Genomic DNA, 18,697 nt, shown 5'->3' with positions numbered 1-18,697 from the left:
GGTTGTTTTAACATAAAAACAACCTTTTTTATCCTTATATATATCCCTCTATATTTCTATATCTTTATCTTTTTTCACTCCATCATATTCTCTTGAACTTTTTACTACTAAACCACTTAATACTAATAAAGCAATTAAATTTGGTATAACCATTAATCCGTTAAATGTATCTGCTAATTCCCAAACTAAGTCTACTTTTAAAGTTGAACCAATAACAATTATAACCATTACTAATATTCTATATATATTTAATGCTTTTTTTCCAAATAAGTATTTTATGTTTGATTCACCAAAGAAGTACCATCCTATTATTGTTGAAAAAGCAAAGAATAATAAGCAAATAGCTATAAACCCTTGTCCAAAATTACCTAGTGTTAGCTCAAACGCCTTTTGAGTTAATGCTATACCTTTTAACCCTTCCATGTTGTTAGCTCCACTTGTTATTATAGCTAATGCTGTTAATGTTAATATTACAAAAGTATCAATAAACACGCTAACTATTGCAACTGATCCTTGTTCACATGGATGCTTAACCTTCGCAACAGCATGAGCATGTGGAGTTGAACCCATACCAGCTTCATTAGAGAATAAACCTCTTGCTACACCATATCTTACCGCTTGTTTTACAGTAACACCTATAGCCCCTCCCATAACTGCCTGAGGATTAAAAGCACCAACAACTATCGCTTTGAAAGCTGGTAGTATTTCACTTCCGTTCATTCCTATTATTATAACTGCTGTAACTATATAAAATGCTGCCATAATAGGTACTATTTTTTCAGTAACAGATGCTATACGTCCCATACCTCCAAAAAATACAAAACCTGCTAATATAGAAACTAATATACCTATAATTAAAGGTGAAAAACCAAATGCATTATTAAATGCATCAGATATTGAATTGGCCTGTACTGCATTTCCCATAAAAGCTAATGCTAATATACAAGCAATTGCAAAAAATGTTGCTAGAAAAGATCCTATCTTTTTATTTTTTATACCATTTTTGATATAGTATGCTGGTCCACCAGTAACCTCACCTTCAACTTTAGTTCTAAATAGTTGAGCAAGTACTGCCTCTGCGTAAATTGTTGACATTCCAAAAAATGCACTTAACCACATCCAAAATATAGCTCCTGGTCCTCCTGAAGCTATTGCTGTTGCAGCTCCAGCTAAGTTTCCTGTACCAACTTGTGCCGCTATTGCTGTTGCTACCGCTTGGAATGAACTCATACCATCTTCTCCAGCTTTTTTGCCTTTTAAGTTCAATCCACCAAAAATTCGTCTAAATCCTTCACCAAACTTTCTAATCTGCACAAATTTAAGCCTAAATGTAAAATATAAACCTGTACCTAATAAAAGCACTAATAATACCGAGTCCCACAACACTCCATTTACTTTAATAACAAAATCAAGCAATAAATCCATTAATAATTCCCCCATTCTACCAATATTTATTATAAAGTCATCATAGTTACTAAATTAATTTAACTGATTTTAAATAAACTATTGGCAACTATAATAATTGATGATTTAATTATAAATATTTCCAATATACTTTAATTATAGATTATGATTGTACTATTTGAAATGTCTATAAATGTACTTTCTTTAGCTTTTTAGTGTATATTTTGTTAAATATACATTTATTTAAACTATTTTAATAAATATATAATTTTCTTAAAATATAGTATATTCTTTAAAACTTCTTCCCTAAGTTTCTACTAATTTTTTATATGCTAGAAATAATATTGCAAAATAGAAATATCTACTTTATCTAATGATGTCTTCCCAAACCAGAGGTGATAGTCTTATACATAGCAAAACTTTTAAAATTATGTACTTTCATATAAAAAACCGTAGGCTATATAAACCTACGGTTTTAAAGGATTTATTTTTTATATATTAAATATAATATAATCATACTTTATGAAAAAATTACTTCTTAGTAATAGATTCTAAATTATACTATTTCGTTTTTTATTGACTCTACTACATTACTTTTTTTAACACATGTTGAAGAAAAATAATAGGATAGGAAAATAGCTATAATTATAAGCATAGTATACCCTAGAATTACACCTAATGGTAAAACAGATATGAACTGAGCCCACGTTATTGGCATTATTTTCAATATAAACCAACAGATAAATAATACCATTGGAATACTGACAATAATAGGTGTTGCAGCGAAAAATAAACCTTCTAACATCAGTATTTTATTTAATCCTTTTGGCGTTAATCCTACTGATCTAAGTATAGCAAATTCTCTCTTGCGTAATCTAAGATTATTGGAAATGGTAGAAAAGGCATTAAAAATACCAATTAACCCAATCATTAATGCTATAGCAAAGACACTAATGTCTGTAGCTCTTTGAACCAATTCATCATGATTTTTTTCTTCCAATAGACTCCATATCGTAAAATCTTCACTTCCAAGATAAGAACTACAAATCTTATTTAATTCCTCCTTTATGCTCGGACTAGCCTCCTCACCAACCAACAAATCAATTGACATATTGTTGGATTCAAGTATACGTTCTGGCATAAAATTACTAACTATTTTCTGATATGTTTTCATAGGTATTATACAAGCTACGCTGTATCCACCCATTACTAATTCCCCTGGAAATACCTCTGTCACAGCTCCTACTTGAAAATTAAATTCATAATTTGCATTCATATCATTTTCTACTTTTTCATTTAAAACTAGCTCATCACCCTCTTTTATATTTAGCAATGGCATTTTTTGTATAATTTTTGAATCCTTTGGTGTATGATATGAACTGTCTAATAGTATTCCTGTAACTACACCATCTTGATAATACTTATCAGAATTAATGCCAACTTCTTCACAATACTTTTTAAATGATTCATCGCTTAATCCAACTAATTTTGCTATAATTCTATGTTTTCCATTTTCATTTAATACATTGTATTTTATGGTGTTTACCCCATCAAATCCTCCAGATTTAGCAAAAATATCTGACTCTTGTTCTGATGTTACATAGGTTGTAGTACGTACGTCTCTTCTAATTACGTTCCCTTTAACTCTTGGTATCGAAAGAATTTTATTTATCATCTCATTACTTGGTTCATCAGCAATTTTTAAATTAACTCTCATATCATATTGTGTCATTTCACGGTTTTCAGACATACCTAAATTATATATAGATATAAAGGCAATATACCCCACTATTAAGCTAAAACATATTGAAAGAGATAGTACAGCTGTACGTAAACTTTTTTTGTTAGCTAAAAATTGTGATCTTGCTAGCTCACCTTCTGTACCAAATATTTTTTTAATTATTCGATGGCTTTTTTGTTTTTTCAATTTTATTTTATTACTATTCTGACGTATTCCAACAATAGCTGGTACTTTAGCTACTTTTCTTGCTGGAATATATGCTGATATTAAAACAGTAATCAATGAAATAATGATAGCAAAACCAACTACTACCCATGAGAAGGAAATATCTATTTTTCTAAAACCTTCTACAGCACTAAGAATTTTATTAACTTTAAAAACAACTATATAACTAAATAGATATCCTATCATAATACTGATTGGCGATTGAATAATCCAGAGCAAAAACCCCTCATATATAACAGAATGCCTAATTTGCCTTGGAGTTGCTCCTAAACTTTTTAGAATTCCTAGTTGTTTAATCCTGCTATTAGCAGATAGTGAAAATGCATTATAGATAATAAGGATAAATGTTCCCATAACTAGTAAAGTAAGTATTATTACCATTGATATTATTCCAATGATTTGAGTGCTTTCATCATTTTTATTACTAATTCCATATAAAGTTAATAAAGATGTGTTGTACCTAACGTTATATTGTCCATGTTCATCCTTAGTTAATCCCGCAGACTTAGCTATTTGGGGTAATATCTCATATATTTTACGTGGGTTCACTAAACGCATATAAACCGTAAGTTCATCTTCAGGTCGAATTTGTGAAGGATCCAAGTATCCCATAGCAGTATATCCGGGAAATATAGACATCTCTCCAGAAATATCTATCTCTCCAACTATTGTATACGTCTTAGTCTCTATTTCTTTAAAAGTCTCTCCTGTTTGTTTATAATTGTTTCCTCTAATTACTTTATCACCTAACATACGATTGCCTGTAGGAATCGTTAATTTATCACCAATTTTATATGAAGGATTCTCCACGAAAAATAATTTTGATACAACAATTTCTCCAGATTTTTCTGGAAATTTACCTTGCGTAAGATTATCTTTCAAATCCAGATCAGACCAATAATTTGCATCTGCATCTCTCATTATTAGATAGGGACGTTTTGTATTTGAAAGTTTAGTAGTAACCCATGCTCCTTTAACCATGGTGGTTTCAACCTCTGGGTTTTCTGTTACATATTTAAATTTATCACCTGATATATAATCCCATAATTCCCCATGCCAATAACCTTCATGTTCAATTGTTGAGGTTACTTTTCCTTTCCATACAGTATGTACAAATATACATAGTGAACATAGAAGTGCTGAGGAAATTATAATAGCAATCATTATAGAAATTGTATGTCGCTTACTTTTTCTCAAATGATTATATGTATATTCATTCATAATATTCATTGCTTAATCACCTCATCTGATACAATTTTACCATCATCTATTCTAATCATTCGATCTGCTGATAATGCAATTTTTTCATCATGAGTAATCATTAAAATAGTCTGGTTATACTCTTTATTTGAAATTTTTAACATTTCAAGAATACTCTCAGAATTTTTTCTATCAAGGTTTCCAGTAGGTTCATCTGCTAAAATAATAGAAGGTCTATAAATTAATGAGCGACCAATAGCAACCCTTTGCTGCTGACCACCTGAAAGTTGGTTTGGTAGATGATTAAGTCTTTCGTTTAAACCAAGCATTTTTGCAACCTTATCAAATTCTTCTCTTTTAGGATTTCTGCCATCTAACAACATAGGTAATAATATATTTTTTTCAACAGTTATTGTAGGAATAAGATTGAAAAACTGATATATTAAACCTACTTTTCGTCGACGAAATAAAGCTAATTTAGTTTCATTCATTGATGAAATATTAGTGCCATCGATATATATTTTTCCACTTGTAGGTTTATCCACCCCCCCTAACATATGAAGGAGTGTAGATTTACCTGATCCACTAGCTCCAATTATTGAAACAAATTCTCCTTTGTTTATTTTTAAGTTTAAGTTATCCAATGCAGTAACCTTTGTCTCACCTTTTCCGTAAGTTTTTGTAAGATTTTCAACTCTTAATATTTCCAAAATATTTTCCCCTTTCTTATTAACTCATACTTTTAAAATATTCATGATTTTTATATGTTTTTTACTACCATTATTTTACCTTTCTTAACTTACATATTGGTGACATGGTTAAAGTATATGAAATAAATGAAAAGTCAAAGATTAGTATCATATTTAACTTTTCATTTATTTTATTATGCATAATTAATTTGTATAAAATTTTATTATAAATTGTGCTCCTCCTGTTTCTTTATTCATAGCAATAATTTCACCATTTTGTTTTTTAATTATTGAATTTGCAAGGGCAAGTCCAATTCCCACACTGTCCTTAGATGAATTTGATCCTTTATAAAATCTAGTAAACAGGTGTGGAATATCTTTATTATTAAAACCTTCGCCGTTATCTTCAATTATTATTTGTGTGCATATAGGGTTTTGTTTATAATCTATAGAAATTTCTCCTCCATTTGGTGTGTGTTCAGAGCAATTTTTAACTATATTTAGAATAGCCTCATTAGTCCAATAAAAATCACCAGAAAAAAACACATCACTATTATCTTTTATAAGAAGCTGTTGGTTCTTTTTTTCTATCATTAAATGTAGAGGTTCAACAGCGACACCTATTAGCTCATAAACATTAATAGGTTTATATTCTAATGTCATTGCATCTGCATCAATTTTTGAAAGTATTAATAATGACGATACTAAATAATTTAAACGCTGTATCTGTGCTGAAATGCTTTCAATATATAAGGCCTCATCTCCTTTAATAGAGCTGATTTCTAATAATTCAATCATTAATGACATGGACGTAAGAGGGGTTTTAAGCTGATGGGATATGTCCGCAAGATTATTACATAGTTTTTCTTTTTCTTCTTTTTCTTTTTCCCTACTTTCTCTAAGCATCATAACTGTTTTATATAATTCATCTTCTAAAATTGAAAATTCATCTTCTTTTTTCTCAGTATGTAACCTATAAATACCTTGATTTATGTCATAAAGATATTCTGTTAAATTCTTTATACGTTTACACCTCATAAAATTTGATACTACTAGTGATCCTCCAAAATAAGAAAATAGTAAAAAAATTAATAACAAAATACTAATAAATAATTTACTAAATATTTGATTATTATTAAAAATAACTTTAGAATCTTCAAAATAACCATATTGTTTTAGTATTTTTTTTCCTTTATTAATCTCTATTTCATTTTTATTTTTTAGTGAAGATACTAGAGCTTGTTCAATATCAGGATTATCATTAACACCAACTGCTATAAGTTGTGCAGTTCTTTCATACAAAATCTTCTCTGATTGTTTATAAGTAAAACCATATAATATAATACAAAAAAATGTTATATATATGAAACTAGTAAACAACCATATTTTTATACCTTTTTTATTCATATAAAATTTAATCCTCCAACCTATACCCTATTCCTCTAACTGTTTTAATAAAAGCTTCATCCTCCAGCTTACTTCTAAGGCGTTTTATTGCTACCGATAGTGTATTATTATTTACAAATTCTCCATGAATATCCCATAGATTTTCTAATAAGACTGCCCTTGTCAATGTTTTATTTTTATTCTCTATTAATTGTAATAATAAATTATACTCGCCAACAGTTAATTCTATTTCATTGTTATTTTTATAAACTCTTGTTTGTGACTTTATTACTTTAATATTTTTGCACCATAAAACATCTTCTTTTATTTGTTGTTTAAGTGTTCTACGTAAAACAGCAGTAATACGCGACTGTAAAACACTTAATTTAAAAGGTTTAGTAATATAGTCATCTCCACCCATATCTAGTCCTTTTATTATTGTACTTTCTTCATCTCTAACAGTAAGAAAAATAATAGGTATATCTTTAATTTTTTTTACATACTTACAAAAATCAAATCCTGATCCATCTGGAAGGTTTAAATCTAGTAATATTAAATCTATATCTGTTTTTAAAAGCTCTTTTCCTAATTCTAAATTTTTTCCATGAATAACTCTGTAATTATTTTTTAATAAAAATGATTTAATTCCAAAGGCTATTGTATCATCATCTTCAATTATCAAAATAGTAACCATAGTTTTATCTCCTTTTTCTTAATTTAGCTATTTTTTATTATACATTAAATCTTATATTGCTAACTTATTTCTCTTTACTTATTAATTGAATCATTTTAATGAATTAAACAATAACTATTATAACAAAGTTTTAATATTATCCGCATAGAAGGTATATTTTAATTTTTCAATATTACTTTCCAAACATATTAAAATAATAAAAAAACCTAGCAATCACTAAGATTACTAGGTTTATGGTGCGGCGGAGAAGATTCGAACTCCCGACCAACTGGTTCGTAGCCAGCTACTCTATCCAACTGAGCTACCACCGCATATTTAAAAACAAATATATTTTATCAATAATACACTGATATGTCAATATATTATACTAAAATATAGTAATTTCATTTTTACTTTTTATAAAAAAATAAAGAACTTACTATTATAAGTCCTTTACTATGGCGGAGAAAGAGGGATTTGAACCCTCGCGCCGGTTGCCCGACCTACGCCCTTAGCAGGGGCGCCTCTTCGGCCACTTGAGTATTTCTCCTTATAAAAAAAATTGGCGGAGAGAGTGGGATTCGAACCCACGGTGCGCTCATCACGCACGCCGGTTTTCAAGACCGGTGCCTTAAACCAACTCGACCATCTCTCCACATTAATTATTAACTTCTAGCTAGTTTGAATTATCAAACTCTTCTTATCAAAAAAATTTTGGCGGAGAGAGTGGGATTCGAACCCACGGTACGCTCATCACGTACGCCGGTTTTCAAGACCGGTGCCTTAAACCAACTCGACCATCTCTCCATTTTAATTTTATTTGATTGTGACTAATGCAATATGGCGGAGAAAGAGGGATTTGAACCCTCGCGCCGGTTACCCGACCTACGCCCTTAGCAGGGGCGCCTCTTCGGCCACTTGAGTATTTCTCCTTAAAGTTTGGCGGAGAGAGTGGGATTCGAACCCACGGTACGCTCATCACGTACGCCGGTTTTCAAGACCGGTGCCTTAAACCAACTCGACCATCTCTCCGTGTCACACATATTATTATATTTATTTTAACCTTAACTGTCAAGGTATTTTTATAAAATTTGATAATTTTATTTAAAATTTTACTCTTTATCTACATATTATATGTAGGTAATAAATTTAATTACTTAAGGAGATAAATCTCTTAATGTAAAATTAAAGAGATTTACCTCTAGTTAAGTATTTTATTGTCACAAGTTTAGATGAAATCTCTTCCACCCATGTATGGTCTTAGCACTTCTGGTATTGTAATTGTTCCATCTTCATTTTGATAGTTTTCAAGAATTGCAGCTACAGTTCTTCCTATAGCAACACCTGATCCATTTAATGTATGAATGAAGTTTGGTTTTCCATTTTCATCTCTATATTTAATGTTTGCACGTCTAGCTTGGAAATCTTCAAAGTTACTGCAGCTTGATATTTCTACATATCTATTATAGCTTGGCATCCAAACTTCTAAATCATATTTAAATGCAGCAGTAAATCCTAAGTCTCCTTTACATATTCTAACTATTCTGTATGCTAAACCTAATGCTTGTAATACACTTTCTGCGTCTTTAACTAATTTTTCTAATTCTGCATAAGATTCTTCTGGCTTAACAAATTTAACAAGTTCTACTTTATTAAATTGGTGTTGTCTTACAAGACCTCTAGTATCTCTTCCAGCTGATCCAGCTTCTGCTCTAAAACATGCACTATATGCTGCGTGTTTTATTGGTAATTTTGCACCATCTAAAATCTCATCTTTATATAGGTTTGTTACAGGAACTTCTGCTGTTGGAATTAAGTAGTAGTCAGTATCTGCTACTCTAAATGCATCCTCTTCAAATTTTGGTAATTGTCCTGTTCCTATCATACTATTTCTGTTTACCATGTATGGTGGTAATATTTCTGTATATCCATTTTCATCTACATGTTTATCTAAGAAGAAGCTTATTATTGCTCTTTCAAGTCTAGCTCCTAAACCTTTATAAACTGTGAATCTTGAACCTGTAATTTTTCCACCTGCTTCGAAATCTAATATATCTCTGTCAGTTCCTATTGTCCAGTGTTCTTTTGGTTCAAAATCAAACTTTCTAGGTTCTCCAAATTTTTTAACCTCTACATTATCCTCATCAGTATCTCCATTTGGTACATCTGGATGTGGTATGTTTGGTATTCTTAACATTATATATTTTATTTTTTCATCTATTTCATTAAGTTCTACATCAAAACCTTTTATCTTATCTGCTAATTCTTTCATTTCAGCCATTATTTCATCAACTGGTAGGCCTTCTTTTTTTAATTTTGGTATTTTTGCAGAATCTGTATTTCTTTTATTTTTTAACTCTTCAACTTCAACAAGTATGTCTCTTCTTCTTTGATCTAAAGCTACAACTTCATCTATAACTGAAACATCAAAGTTTTCCCCTCTATCATTTAATGCTGTTTTTATTGCTTCTGGATTATTACGAATTTTTTTTAAATCTAACATGATATTTCCTCCTAATGTTTTATTTTTTTGTATAAAAAAAAGAGCAACCCATCCCTAAACAGGGACGGATAAACTCCGCGTTGCCACCCTAATTGAATAACCATATGGTCATTCCTCTTAATTTAAATAACGACTATGCCGTACTGCTCATCACAGTCCCTCAGAGGCGGATTCATAAAATTTAATATACTAGTTTACACCAACCACTAGCTCTCTTTGATACTAAAAATTTATTACTATTCTCATCAACGGTTTGTTTTCTTATTAAGTTAAAATCATTTTAATAATTGTTTTGTCATTTGTCAAGCTTTTCTAAATATTTTTTATATTTTTTTAGCTTTTATGGCTCATTTTTATAAAAAAGTGTATAAAAAAAAGAGTCAGCCATCCCTAAACAGGGACGGATAAACTCCGCGTTGCCACCCTAATTGAATAACCATATGGTCATTCCTCTTAATTCAAATAACGACTATGCCGTACTGCTCATCACAGTCCCTCAGAGGCGGATTCATAAAATTTAATATACTAGTTTACACCAACCACTAGTTCTCTTTGATACTAAAAATTTATTACTATTCTCATCAACGGTTTGTTTTTTTATTAACTTTAAAATCATTTTAATCTGTATTTTGAATTTTGTCAAGCTATTCTAAATATTTTTTTTTATATTTTTTGTAGCCACTATGTCAACCCCTGTATTTAGTATGTTTTTACATACTATATCCCCCATATTTATAGGCGGTCCTACATGTATTCTACATAAAGCTTTAGAACATTCAATCCAAAAATCTTTTTTTATTGGTTTAGTACTTTTTACCGGAACCAAACAATAAGTATCTGAACCTTTTACTCTTACTACCGTAGTAAATATATCTTTATTTTCCATGTTAATTCACCTTTACATTGTATCAAATTCTTTAATTCTATTTAAAACAATTTTAGAATTTTTTGTATTCTTATCTATATCTAACATTGATTTATTAGTTTCCCTTGCCAAAATGTCTGTTATTATTTGATTGCAATAAGCCCCTCTACAATTTCCAAGTCCAGCGCTTGTTCTTCTTCTTACACCTTCAAGGGTTCTTGCACCTAAAGGTCTTCTTATAGCATCAACTATTTCACCTTCTGTTATACCCTCACATAAACAAACTATTTTACCATAATTTTCATCAAGTTTTATTATTTTATTTCTCTCTATATTATTTAAATCTTTAAATTTATAGTACTCTCTTCGTCTATCAATAAAGTCCTTTTTTAATATGCAATTGAAATTATTTACAACTATTTTGCAAACTATCTCTGCTATAGCTGGTGTCATTGTGACCTTTCCAAAATGCTTCACTACCACATTTAAGTAACCATCTTCCGATATACTATCATCAATTACAACTGGCTCATCATATAAAGTCCAATCTAATACCATTTTAACTTTATGGCTATCAAAAGCTCCTAAAATAGATGATAATTTATCTATAACTTTATTATAACTTATATTTTTTTTAGTGCTTACTGCTCCTATTATATTCCCATCCATTGTAGGTCTTATATATCTTCTTTCTTTACTATCTACATCAAATATTATATTAGAATATGAGTTTTTATAATTTTTATTAACCATAATATATTTTAAATTATTTTTTACAGCATCCTCTATAAAATTACTATTTAAATCTTCACCAAGATGCTTCTCTGCAGTAGTATTTATAACAATTTTACAGGTGAATTTATTCCTACTAGTTTCAACTCTAAAACCTTTAGATATTTTTTCTATGCTTAGAACTTCTTCCTCTAATCTAAATTTAACACCATTATCAAAGGCAATTTCACCATATGCTAATACTAAATCATAAGAACAAACTACACCTGTATTAGGTAAATATACCGCTTCTTTAATATCTTTATCTAAATTAGGCTCAAATTTAAATATTTCATCACCTTTTAAAAGTTTCACATCACTTATGTTTTTAAGTTTTGCTCTTTCATACATGTTTTTAATATATGTTGATTGTTCTTCATCTTTTGCAATATACAAAGATCCCATTCTTTTAAAGGGCACATTAAATTTTTCAGTATACTCATCAAACATTAAATTCCCTTTTCTTATTAGTGATGAGCTAACACTATCATTACATTCTAAACCATCATATACTGTTGCACTATTGATAAGAGCAGCATCTGCTCCTATATCATAATCTTTTTCTATTACTGCTATATTTAAATTATATTTTGAAAGTTCATAGGCTACAGCGCATCCTATCATTCCGCCACCTAGAACTAATACATCGTAATCCATATATCCTCCATATTACAAATTTTTAAATGCTCCATCTTAATATGATTGGAGCATTTAAAATATCTTTTATCTATTTCAATAATTGATCTAATTTTTCACCTAAATCATTTATATAATCACCATATTTGCCCCATTCCCCTTGCTTTTGTGATTCTATAGCTTTATTATATATATCTTTAATTTCATTTAATTCATTTTTATTTAAATTAGATTTATTATTCTCATCTTTACCTTTATCCTCATAGTTAAATAATTGAACCAATGCCTCATCTACACTTGGTGCTAATACAATTTTATCTGAATATCCAACTATAACATTTCTCATTTCAGGAATACTTTTCTCTCCAGCAGCTCTTAGATATAATGGTTCTACATATAATAAAGAGTCCTTTATAGGAACTATTATAGTATCTCCAAATTGAACTTCTGAACCTTTTGTATCCCAAAGAGAAAGTTCTTTTGAAATTTCTGGGTCTTGATGTATTTTCTTTTGAAATAACATAGGACTATATACAGTACCTCCAGTTGGAAATTTGTATAAAAACATTTTACCATAGTTTTCATCGTCCATTCTTACTCCAAACATAGATACCATATTATCTCTGCCCTTTGTATTAAAATACTCTAGAACAACCATTTCGTCCTTTTCTTCTCCAGGTAACCTCATTATAACATATGATGCATCTCTTTCTTTTTCTTCTTCATTAATTTTTTCTTTATTGCTTGAAATAGTCCAAACATCATCACCATTATAAAATATTCCTGCATCTTTTACATGATATTTTCCAAGTACTCTTGATTGTATATTAAATAAGTCTTCTGGATACTTAAAATGTGACTTTAAATTACTAGGCACTTTATCTATAGACTTAAATAATTCAGGGAAAATTTTAGAATAAGTTTGAGCTATTGGATCACTACTGTCAGATATATAAAAGTTTGTAGTTCCATCATAAGCATCTATAATCACCTTAACAGAATTTCTAATATAATTAATTCCGTCAATTGGTTGAGAAAATGGAAACTTATTACTTACTGTATATCCATCTAATATCCAATATAATTTACCATCTTCCACTACAATATATGGGTCTTTATCATATTTTATAAAGGGAGCTATTTTTTTAGCCCTTTCCGTGATATTTCTATTAATTAATATTTTACTATCTTTTGTTATATCTTGTGAAAGTAAAAACTTAGGGTTTTGATATTTTATTGCAAATATAAGTCTATTAATTAAATTCATTCTTATTCCAGCATTTCCATCATAATTATTAGTGATGTTTTCTCCACGCATAGGATAATCTATTTCTCCTAATTTAGTGTTTACAATGCTATAATCATTTGTACTTTCGCCAAAATATATTCTAGGATTATCTAATTTTAAATCAGTTTTATTTTCTATAGGAATATTTCCAATAACAAAATCAGGCTGCCCTTCACTTGTAACGGAATTTACCTTGCTCATTGTAACACCATAACCATGAGTATATGCCAAATGCCTATTTTGCCATGTATTAGAATTTTCATCTAGTTTATCTAAATCCAATTCTCTAGCAGATATAAAAACTTGACTATATTTATTATTAATATTATATCTATCAATGTCCATATCTTTAAATCCATAATAATATCTTATATATTGAAATTGATTATTAAATTCTAAAGCTGGTTTCACTGAATTAATTTTTATATTATCAATTATATCTTTGCTTTCCACTATATCTTTTCCCATTAAGTTATTGTTTACATCAAAGTTGTTTTCTTCTATATCATCTATATTAAAACCTAGTTTTGTATACTTTATATTTTGCTCTATATAAGGCTTTTCCAATGTTTTTTCATTAGATTGCACCACAAATCCTTGTACTCCTATAGATGCTATATTTTCTCCTATTATTAAAATTGCTATTAAACAAACAGACATAAATATTGGCTTAAATTTTTTTTTCATTACACTTAAAAATACTACTACAGAGCAAACTAGCGATGCTATTGATATAGCTCTATAAAATTTCAAACTTACCTTAGCATCTGTATAGCTAGTACCAAAAACTGTCCCTCTTGGAGAGTAAACTAAATCCCATCCCTTTACCATATAACCTATTGCTAAAAAAATCATTATTAATGCTGTTAAAACAGCTAATTGTTTTCCAGCAAAAGTTGTCATTCCACTTTTAAAGTCCTTTATTATATTATTTTTTACTATCTTATTTTTTATTTTATCCTTTGTAACAAAAGATATATATATTATAAATGTAATTATAACTAACATTACAACTAATATAATCCCCATATTATACAAAGACCTTATAAGTGGTAATTTAAATATAAAGAAAGATATATCTTTATTAAATATAGGGTCAGCAATGTTAAAATTAGTAGAATCCTTAAACTCTAATATTTTATACCAATATGAAAAAGAAAATATAAAAGAAATTATTAAAGATATAATACCATTTATAAATAAAAATTTGTTTAATTTCTTTTTCTCATCTTTTCTATTTATTTCTATTACCTTTTTAACTTTCCTTATATTAGGTCTTAAACTTAAATAATATAGCGTAATTGCTATAAATATTATCATAAATATAGGAATCATAAGTTTTAATATTGATACTACTTGCTTAAAGTAAATAGGTAAATATTCAATTTCTTTAAACCATTGATAGTCTACTATTATACTTATACCTGATACTATTGCAGCTAATATAATAGCTATTACTATAAGACTATATGCTCCTATTCTTTTTTTACTTGCCACCTTATCACCTCTTAATTATCTATTAAAATATTCTCATCCTTTAACTCTTTTAAAATATTCTCCATATCTTCAATACTATCTACAGTTATAGTATGTATATGTATTCCATTAGTTAATTTAAATAACGGCTCTACTTCCGACTTATCAAATTTATCATTAAATTTTTCAACATCATTCAAATTTTTAATCATCAATATAGCTTTTATCTCTCCATATAATGGATGTTCTACTATTACATCCTCCACTGTACCTCCATATTTAACTACGGTTTTTAATTCTTTATATACATCTTCTCTATCATGATTTACTGCTATCACCTTTCTAATTCTAGTGTTTTCATACCTGGTAATTAAGTATCCTTCTGGTGTAGCTATTATATTATTTCCTTCCGCTCTTAATATAGCTATATCTTTTACTATAACCTGTCTTGTTACATTAAATTTTGTTGCCAATTCTTGACCTTTTATCGGTAGTTTACTTTCTAAGAATATAGCTTTTATATCCTCTCTACGTTCTTTTGAACTCATAAGATCCTCCTTTGATTTTATCAATTTTTTGACTTTAGTTTGTTTTTAATTTTTGTCATCACTGGCCCTTAAAATGTTTATTTCTACATTATCGACATTATAGTTATGATGATTTCTAACTAAATTTAAAAACTCTTTGCTATAATTATTCTCTTTAAGTAGTTTATATCCCTCTTTATCATGATTATAATATATGTCTATAGCTTTAATATTATCTAAATTTTTAAGTTTTCCTTTTGAAAATTTATCTAAAATTACTAAAATAGACTTTTGTATTGGATTTAAATTCTTTTTAATTTTTCCAATATCATGCAATAAGCCTGCTTTTATTAAATCATTTTTTACAATACTTAAATCTTCATTCTTTATGTTGTTCTTTAGAAAAAAATTTTTTATATCTTTAGCTACATCAATACAATGTTTTTGGTCATAAACCTTTAATTTGAAAAATAACTCCTTTTCTTTATCACTTAAGTAGTTATTAATAAAAATAATATCATCTTCAGTGACTTTTGCAGTTATTGCTTTAAAAAACTGACCAACTCTATAAAAAAACATAATATTCTCCTTTTTATTTAACACTATATTCAATAATACATCTTAACAATATTTTTTTAAACATTATAACTTTATTTTCAAAAATAAAAGCTACAAATTTAGCTTTTAAATATATTTTTATATTAATTATTTTCTCTAAAAAATATATTTATATTATACTAAATTTATAGCTTTAAATTTAAATTAGTTTATTTCTATAGCTCCCATATTATTTTTAATATCAACATTAAATCTTTTATTTATAGTCTTATCTTCTACAATTTTAAAATTATTTTTAATTTTTCCCATATCATTAGAAGTTTTTAAATCTATATTTTTTCCTTCATTTTTAACTTTTAGTTTTACTAACCCCATATCATTTTCTAATATTAAATTTCTATTTAAAAATTCAAAAGATGCCTCAATAGATCCAGCATTAGATACAGCAGTCAAGCTTCCATACTCTACATCTTCTTTGTTATTTACAATATATTTAATGCCACCCATATCACTAGTTAATTTTCCATTTAAACAGTCTACATTATATATTTCTAATTTTCCCATGTTAACACTAGCATTAATATTATTAGCTATAAAATATTCAGTAGAATTTATTTTTATGGATCCTAAATCTGAACTTAAATCACCATCTGAAAATAGAACATTATCTAATTCTATATTTCCCAAATGATTTGTTACATTTAGTTTATTAATTTTAAATTCCTTCGGAATTTCTAACAATATCTTATATCCACCTTTATTATTTTTCATATTTTCACTATTGACACTCTCTATATTTAAAGTATCTTCTTTTATATTTATATCACCCTTATATTTATAATCTACACTAACTTTTAATTTATCTATATTTTTATTCTCTTTTATTTGTATATTAGATAAATCACTTTTTATAGAAATATTTTTAATTTCATCTAAATTTAATTCTTTCTCTAAATGTTTAGCATTATTATCCTCAATATTATTAAAAGCATCTTCAACATCATTGATTATATATTTTGAAAATTTCCCCAAATCTATATTTGCATTTTTTAATTCATTTAAATTAAATGTCTTTATGGAAACTATTAATCCTATTGTAAAGGTGCAAAAACATACTATAGCCATAACTTTTAGAACTTTATTAAATTTTTTCATACTACTCACCTCTAGCAAAATTTTTATTCCAATTTATATATTTTTTTGATAAAATCACAATTCCATAAGTTAAGAAATATATACCTATTAATAATAAAACTATAGCTGATAATATTGTTAACATACAAAATAACGGAAATATAGTTAATTTATTTATTATAGTTGTAAATATTAAACCTATAGTTGCGATAGCTACAAATGGTAATGAAATTACAAGACTTATAGCTATACCTATTATTCCTGATACTATCGGAAATAATATACTAACAAGTATTAAATTTAGTATAACAAGTATTACTATATTAATAGAACTATAAGTTACTTTATTTTTATTTGGAACTATTAAATGATTTCTATTTATTATTCCTTGTTCACATAAATTTTCTATAATTTGCTCTGGGGTTCCAAGTTCCTTACAAATAGTATCTTCTGTTTTTCCCTCTTCTCGCCCATGTATAAAATATTCTTCATAATCCTTTAAAATATCCTCTAAAGTATATTTATCTAACTCTTTAAGTCCATTTTTTAATTGAGCTAAAAACTCATCTTTACTCATATTATTCCTCCTAAACTCCTTTATAAATTATACCAACTTAATTTTTATCTATTTCCTCAATAAATAAATTAATTTTACTACAAAAATCTAGCCACTCCTCTTTTAAACTCTTAGCTCTTATTCTGCCTTCTTCTGTTAATCTGAAATATTTTCTTGCTGGCCCTTCTGAAGATTCTACTAAATATGTGGTTAGATATCCATCTGATGTTAATCTTCTTAATAATGGATATAATGTACCATCTGCTGTTTTTATATATTTATCTAAACTTTTGACAAGCTCGTAACTATACAAATCTTCTTTAGATAATAACATAAGAACACACATTTCTAATACTCCTTTTTTAAATTGTATACTCATAAAAAACCCCTTGTAAAATATATTATTCACTAGTGATTAATAATCACTACTTAGTTATATTATATACCTTTTTTTAGAAATTGCAACGATATTTTTGGTTAATATTTCAAATTTAATTTTAAACAATAAAAAAAACAGTTCAAATGAACTGTTTTGGTGGAGATAAAGAGATTCGAACTCTTGACCCCCTGCGTGCAAGGCAGGTGCTCTCCCAACTGAGCTATACCCCCAAATATGGTGGACCTTCAGGGACTCGAACCCCGGACCTACCGGTTATGAGCCGGTTGCTCTAACCAACTGAGCTAAAGATCCTTGCTTACCTGGCAACAACCTACCCTCCCACACAGTCTCCCGTGCAGTACTCTCGGCGTCTAGAGGCTTAACTTGCCTGTTCGGAATGGAAAGGAGTGTTACCCTCTAAACCATCATCACCAGATTAAAATTCTTATAAACTTCGTATTTCATCGTTTCCTAGAACTACTCGTTTCTAATAATTTTTTTAAACTACTTTATTATTTTATCTAATAATGTAACATTTGTCAACATTATTTTTTACTTTTTAAGAGTTTGTTCTCTGAAAATTGCACAGTGATTATATTAGGTCAAGCCCTCGACTTATTAGTATGAGTCAGCTGAACATGTTACCATGCTTACACCCCTCACCTATCAACCTGATGTTCTTTCAG

The 18,697-nt window shown here is 28.2% G+C and carries 14 protein-coding genes, 8 tRNA genes, 2 rRNA genes and 2 other annotated features; all 24 genes read right to left on the bottom strand.

Features of this window, described 5'->3' with window-relative positions:
* Positions 1-48 precede the first annotated feature (48 nt).
* On the bottom strand, positions 49-1,425 hold the full coding sequence (locus tag KQI36_RS16790; protein ID WP_216451902.1) for an alanine/glycine:cation symporter family protein: 1,377 nt from the start codon (positions 1,423-1,425) through the stop codon (positions 49-51).
* Positions 1,426-1,960: 535 nt separating this feature from the next.
* Positions 1,961-4,600: an ABC transporter permease gene (locus tag KQI36_RS16785; protein ID WP_216451901.1), complete on the bottom strand. Its 2,640-nt coding sequence runs from the start codon at positions 4,598-4,600 to the stop codon at positions 1,961-1,963.
* Positions 4,597-5,280 (bottom strand): ABC transporter ATP-binding protein, encoded by a 684-nt coding sequence (locus KQI36_RS16780; protein WP_010299618.1) that lies wholly within the window; start codon positions 5,278-5,280, stop codon positions 4,597-4,599. Before KQI36_RS16780 ends, KQI36_RS16785 begins: the two co-directional genes overlap by 4 nt.
* Positions 5,281-5,463: 183 nt before the next feature.
* Positions 5,464-6,666, bottom strand: a complete 1,203-nt coding sequence (locus KQI36_RS16775; protein WP_216451900.1) for a sensor histidine kinase — start codon at positions 6,664-6,666, stop codon at positions 5,464-5,466.
* A gap of 7 nt (positions 6,667-6,673) precedes the next feature.
* On the bottom strand, positions 6,674-7,339 hold the full coding sequence (locus KQI36_RS16770; protein WP_216451899.1) for a response regulator transcription factor: 666 nt from the start codon (positions 7,337-7,339) through the stop codon (positions 6,674-6,676).
* Positions 7,340-7,573: 234 nt separating this feature from the next.
* A tRNA-Arg gene (locus KQI36_RS16765) sits at positions 7,574-7,650 on the bottom strand.
* A gap of 127 nt (positions 7,651-7,777) precedes the next feature.
* Positions 7,778-7,868 (bottom strand) — tRNA-Ser (locus KQI36_RS16760).
* A gap of 13 nt (positions 7,869-7,881) precedes the next feature.
* Positions 7,882-7,973, bottom strand: a tRNA-Ser gene (locus KQI36_RS16755).
* Positions 7,974-8,033: 60 nt separating this feature from the next.
* A tRNA-Ser gene (locus KQI36_RS16750) sits at positions 8,034-8,125 on the bottom strand.
* Between the two features lie 34 nt (positions 8,126-8,159).
* A tRNA-Ser gene (locus KQI36_RS16745) sits at positions 8,160-8,250 on the bottom strand.
* 8 nt (positions 8,251-8,258) lie between these two features.
* Positions 8,259-8,350, bottom strand: a tRNA-Ser gene (locus KQI36_RS16740).
* Between the two features lie 196 nt (positions 8,351-8,546).
* Entirely contained in the window at positions 8,547-9,821 is a 1,275-nt protein-coding gene (gene serS, locus KQI36_RS16735) for a serine--tRNA ligase (RefSeq protein ID WP_010299639.1), read from the bottom strand.
* Between the two features lie 57 nt (positions 9,822-9,878).
* Positions 9,879-10,079 (bottom strand) — a binding site (T-box leader).
* Positions 10,080-10,214: 135 nt separating this feature from the next.
* Positions 10,215-10,415, bottom strand: a binding site (T-box leader).
* Positions 10,416-10,470: 55 nt separating this feature from the next.
* Entirely contained in the window at positions 10,471-10,707 is a 237-nt protein-coding gene (locus tag KQI36_RS16730; protein ID WP_216451898.1) for a DUF1667 domain-containing protein, read from the bottom strand.
* A 12-nt stretch (positions 10,708-10,719) separates the two neighbouring features.
* Positions 10,720-12,114 (bottom strand): NAD(P)/FAD-dependent oxidoreductase, encoded by a 1,395-nt coding sequence (locus tag KQI36_RS16725; protein WP_216451897.1) that lies wholly within the window; start codon positions 12,112-12,114, stop codon positions 10,720-10,722.
* 70 nt (positions 12,115-12,184) lie between these two features.
* Positions 12,185-14,878 (bottom strand): UPF0182 family protein, encoded by a 2,694-nt coding sequence (locus KQI36_RS16720; protein WP_216451896.1) that lies wholly within the window; start codon positions 14,876-14,878, stop codon positions 12,185-12,187.
* An 11-nt stretch (positions 14,879-14,889) separates the two neighbouring features.
* Positions 14,890-15,405: a transcription repressor NadR gene (locus KQI36_RS16715; protein ID WP_216451895.1), complete on the bottom strand. Its 516-nt coding sequence runs from the start codon at positions 15,403-15,405 to the stop codon at positions 14,890-14,892.
* A 45-nt stretch (positions 15,406-15,450) separates the two neighbouring features.
* A complete protein-coding gene (locus KQI36_RS16710) occupies positions 15,451-15,963 on the bottom strand; it encodes an HD domain-containing protein (protein ID WP_216451894.1) in 513 nt (170 codons plus the stop codon).
* Positions 15,964-16,146: 183 nt separating this feature from the next.
* Positions 16,147-17,097 (bottom strand): DUF4097 family beta strand repeat-containing protein, encoded by a 951-nt coding sequence (locus KQI36_RS16705; RefSeq protein ID WP_216451893.1) that lies wholly within the window; start codon positions 17,095-17,097, stop codon positions 16,147-16,149.
* 1 nt (position 17,098) lies between these two features.
* The gene (locus tag KQI36_RS16700; RefSeq protein WP_216451892.1) at positions 17,099-17,653 is read right to left on the bottom strand and encodes a DUF1700 domain-containing protein; all 555 of its coding nucleotides are present in this window, start codon (positions 17,651-17,653) and stop codon (positions 17,099-17,101) included.
* 37 nt (positions 17,654-17,690) lie between these two features.
* Entirely contained in the window at positions 17,691-18,011 is a 321-nt protein-coding gene (locus KQI36_RS16695) for a PadR family transcriptional regulator (protein ID WP_216451891.1), read from the bottom strand.
* A gap of 154 nt (positions 18,012-18,165) precedes the next feature.
* Positions 18,166-18,241 (bottom strand) — tRNA-Ala (locus KQI36_RS16690).
* 5 nt (positions 18,242-18,246) lie between these two features.
* Positions 18,247-18,323, bottom strand: a tRNA-Ile gene (locus KQI36_RS16685).
* Between the two features lie 6 nt (positions 18,324-18,329).
* Positions 18,330-18,447: ribosomal RNA gene (gene rrf, locus KQI36_RS16680) — 5S ribosomal RNA — on the bottom strand.
* Positions 18,448-18,609: 162 nt separating this feature from the next.
* A 23S ribosomal RNA gene (locus tag KQI36_RS16675) occupies positions 18,610-18,697 on the bottom strand; the annotation flags it as partial.

The organism is Clostridium senegalense (assembly GCF_018916625.1).
Lineage (GTDB): Bacteria > Bacillota > Clostridia > Clostridiales > Clostridiaceae > Clostridium_J > Clostridium_J senegalense.
This window is presented reverse-complemented; position numbering and strand designations above follow the sequence as displayed.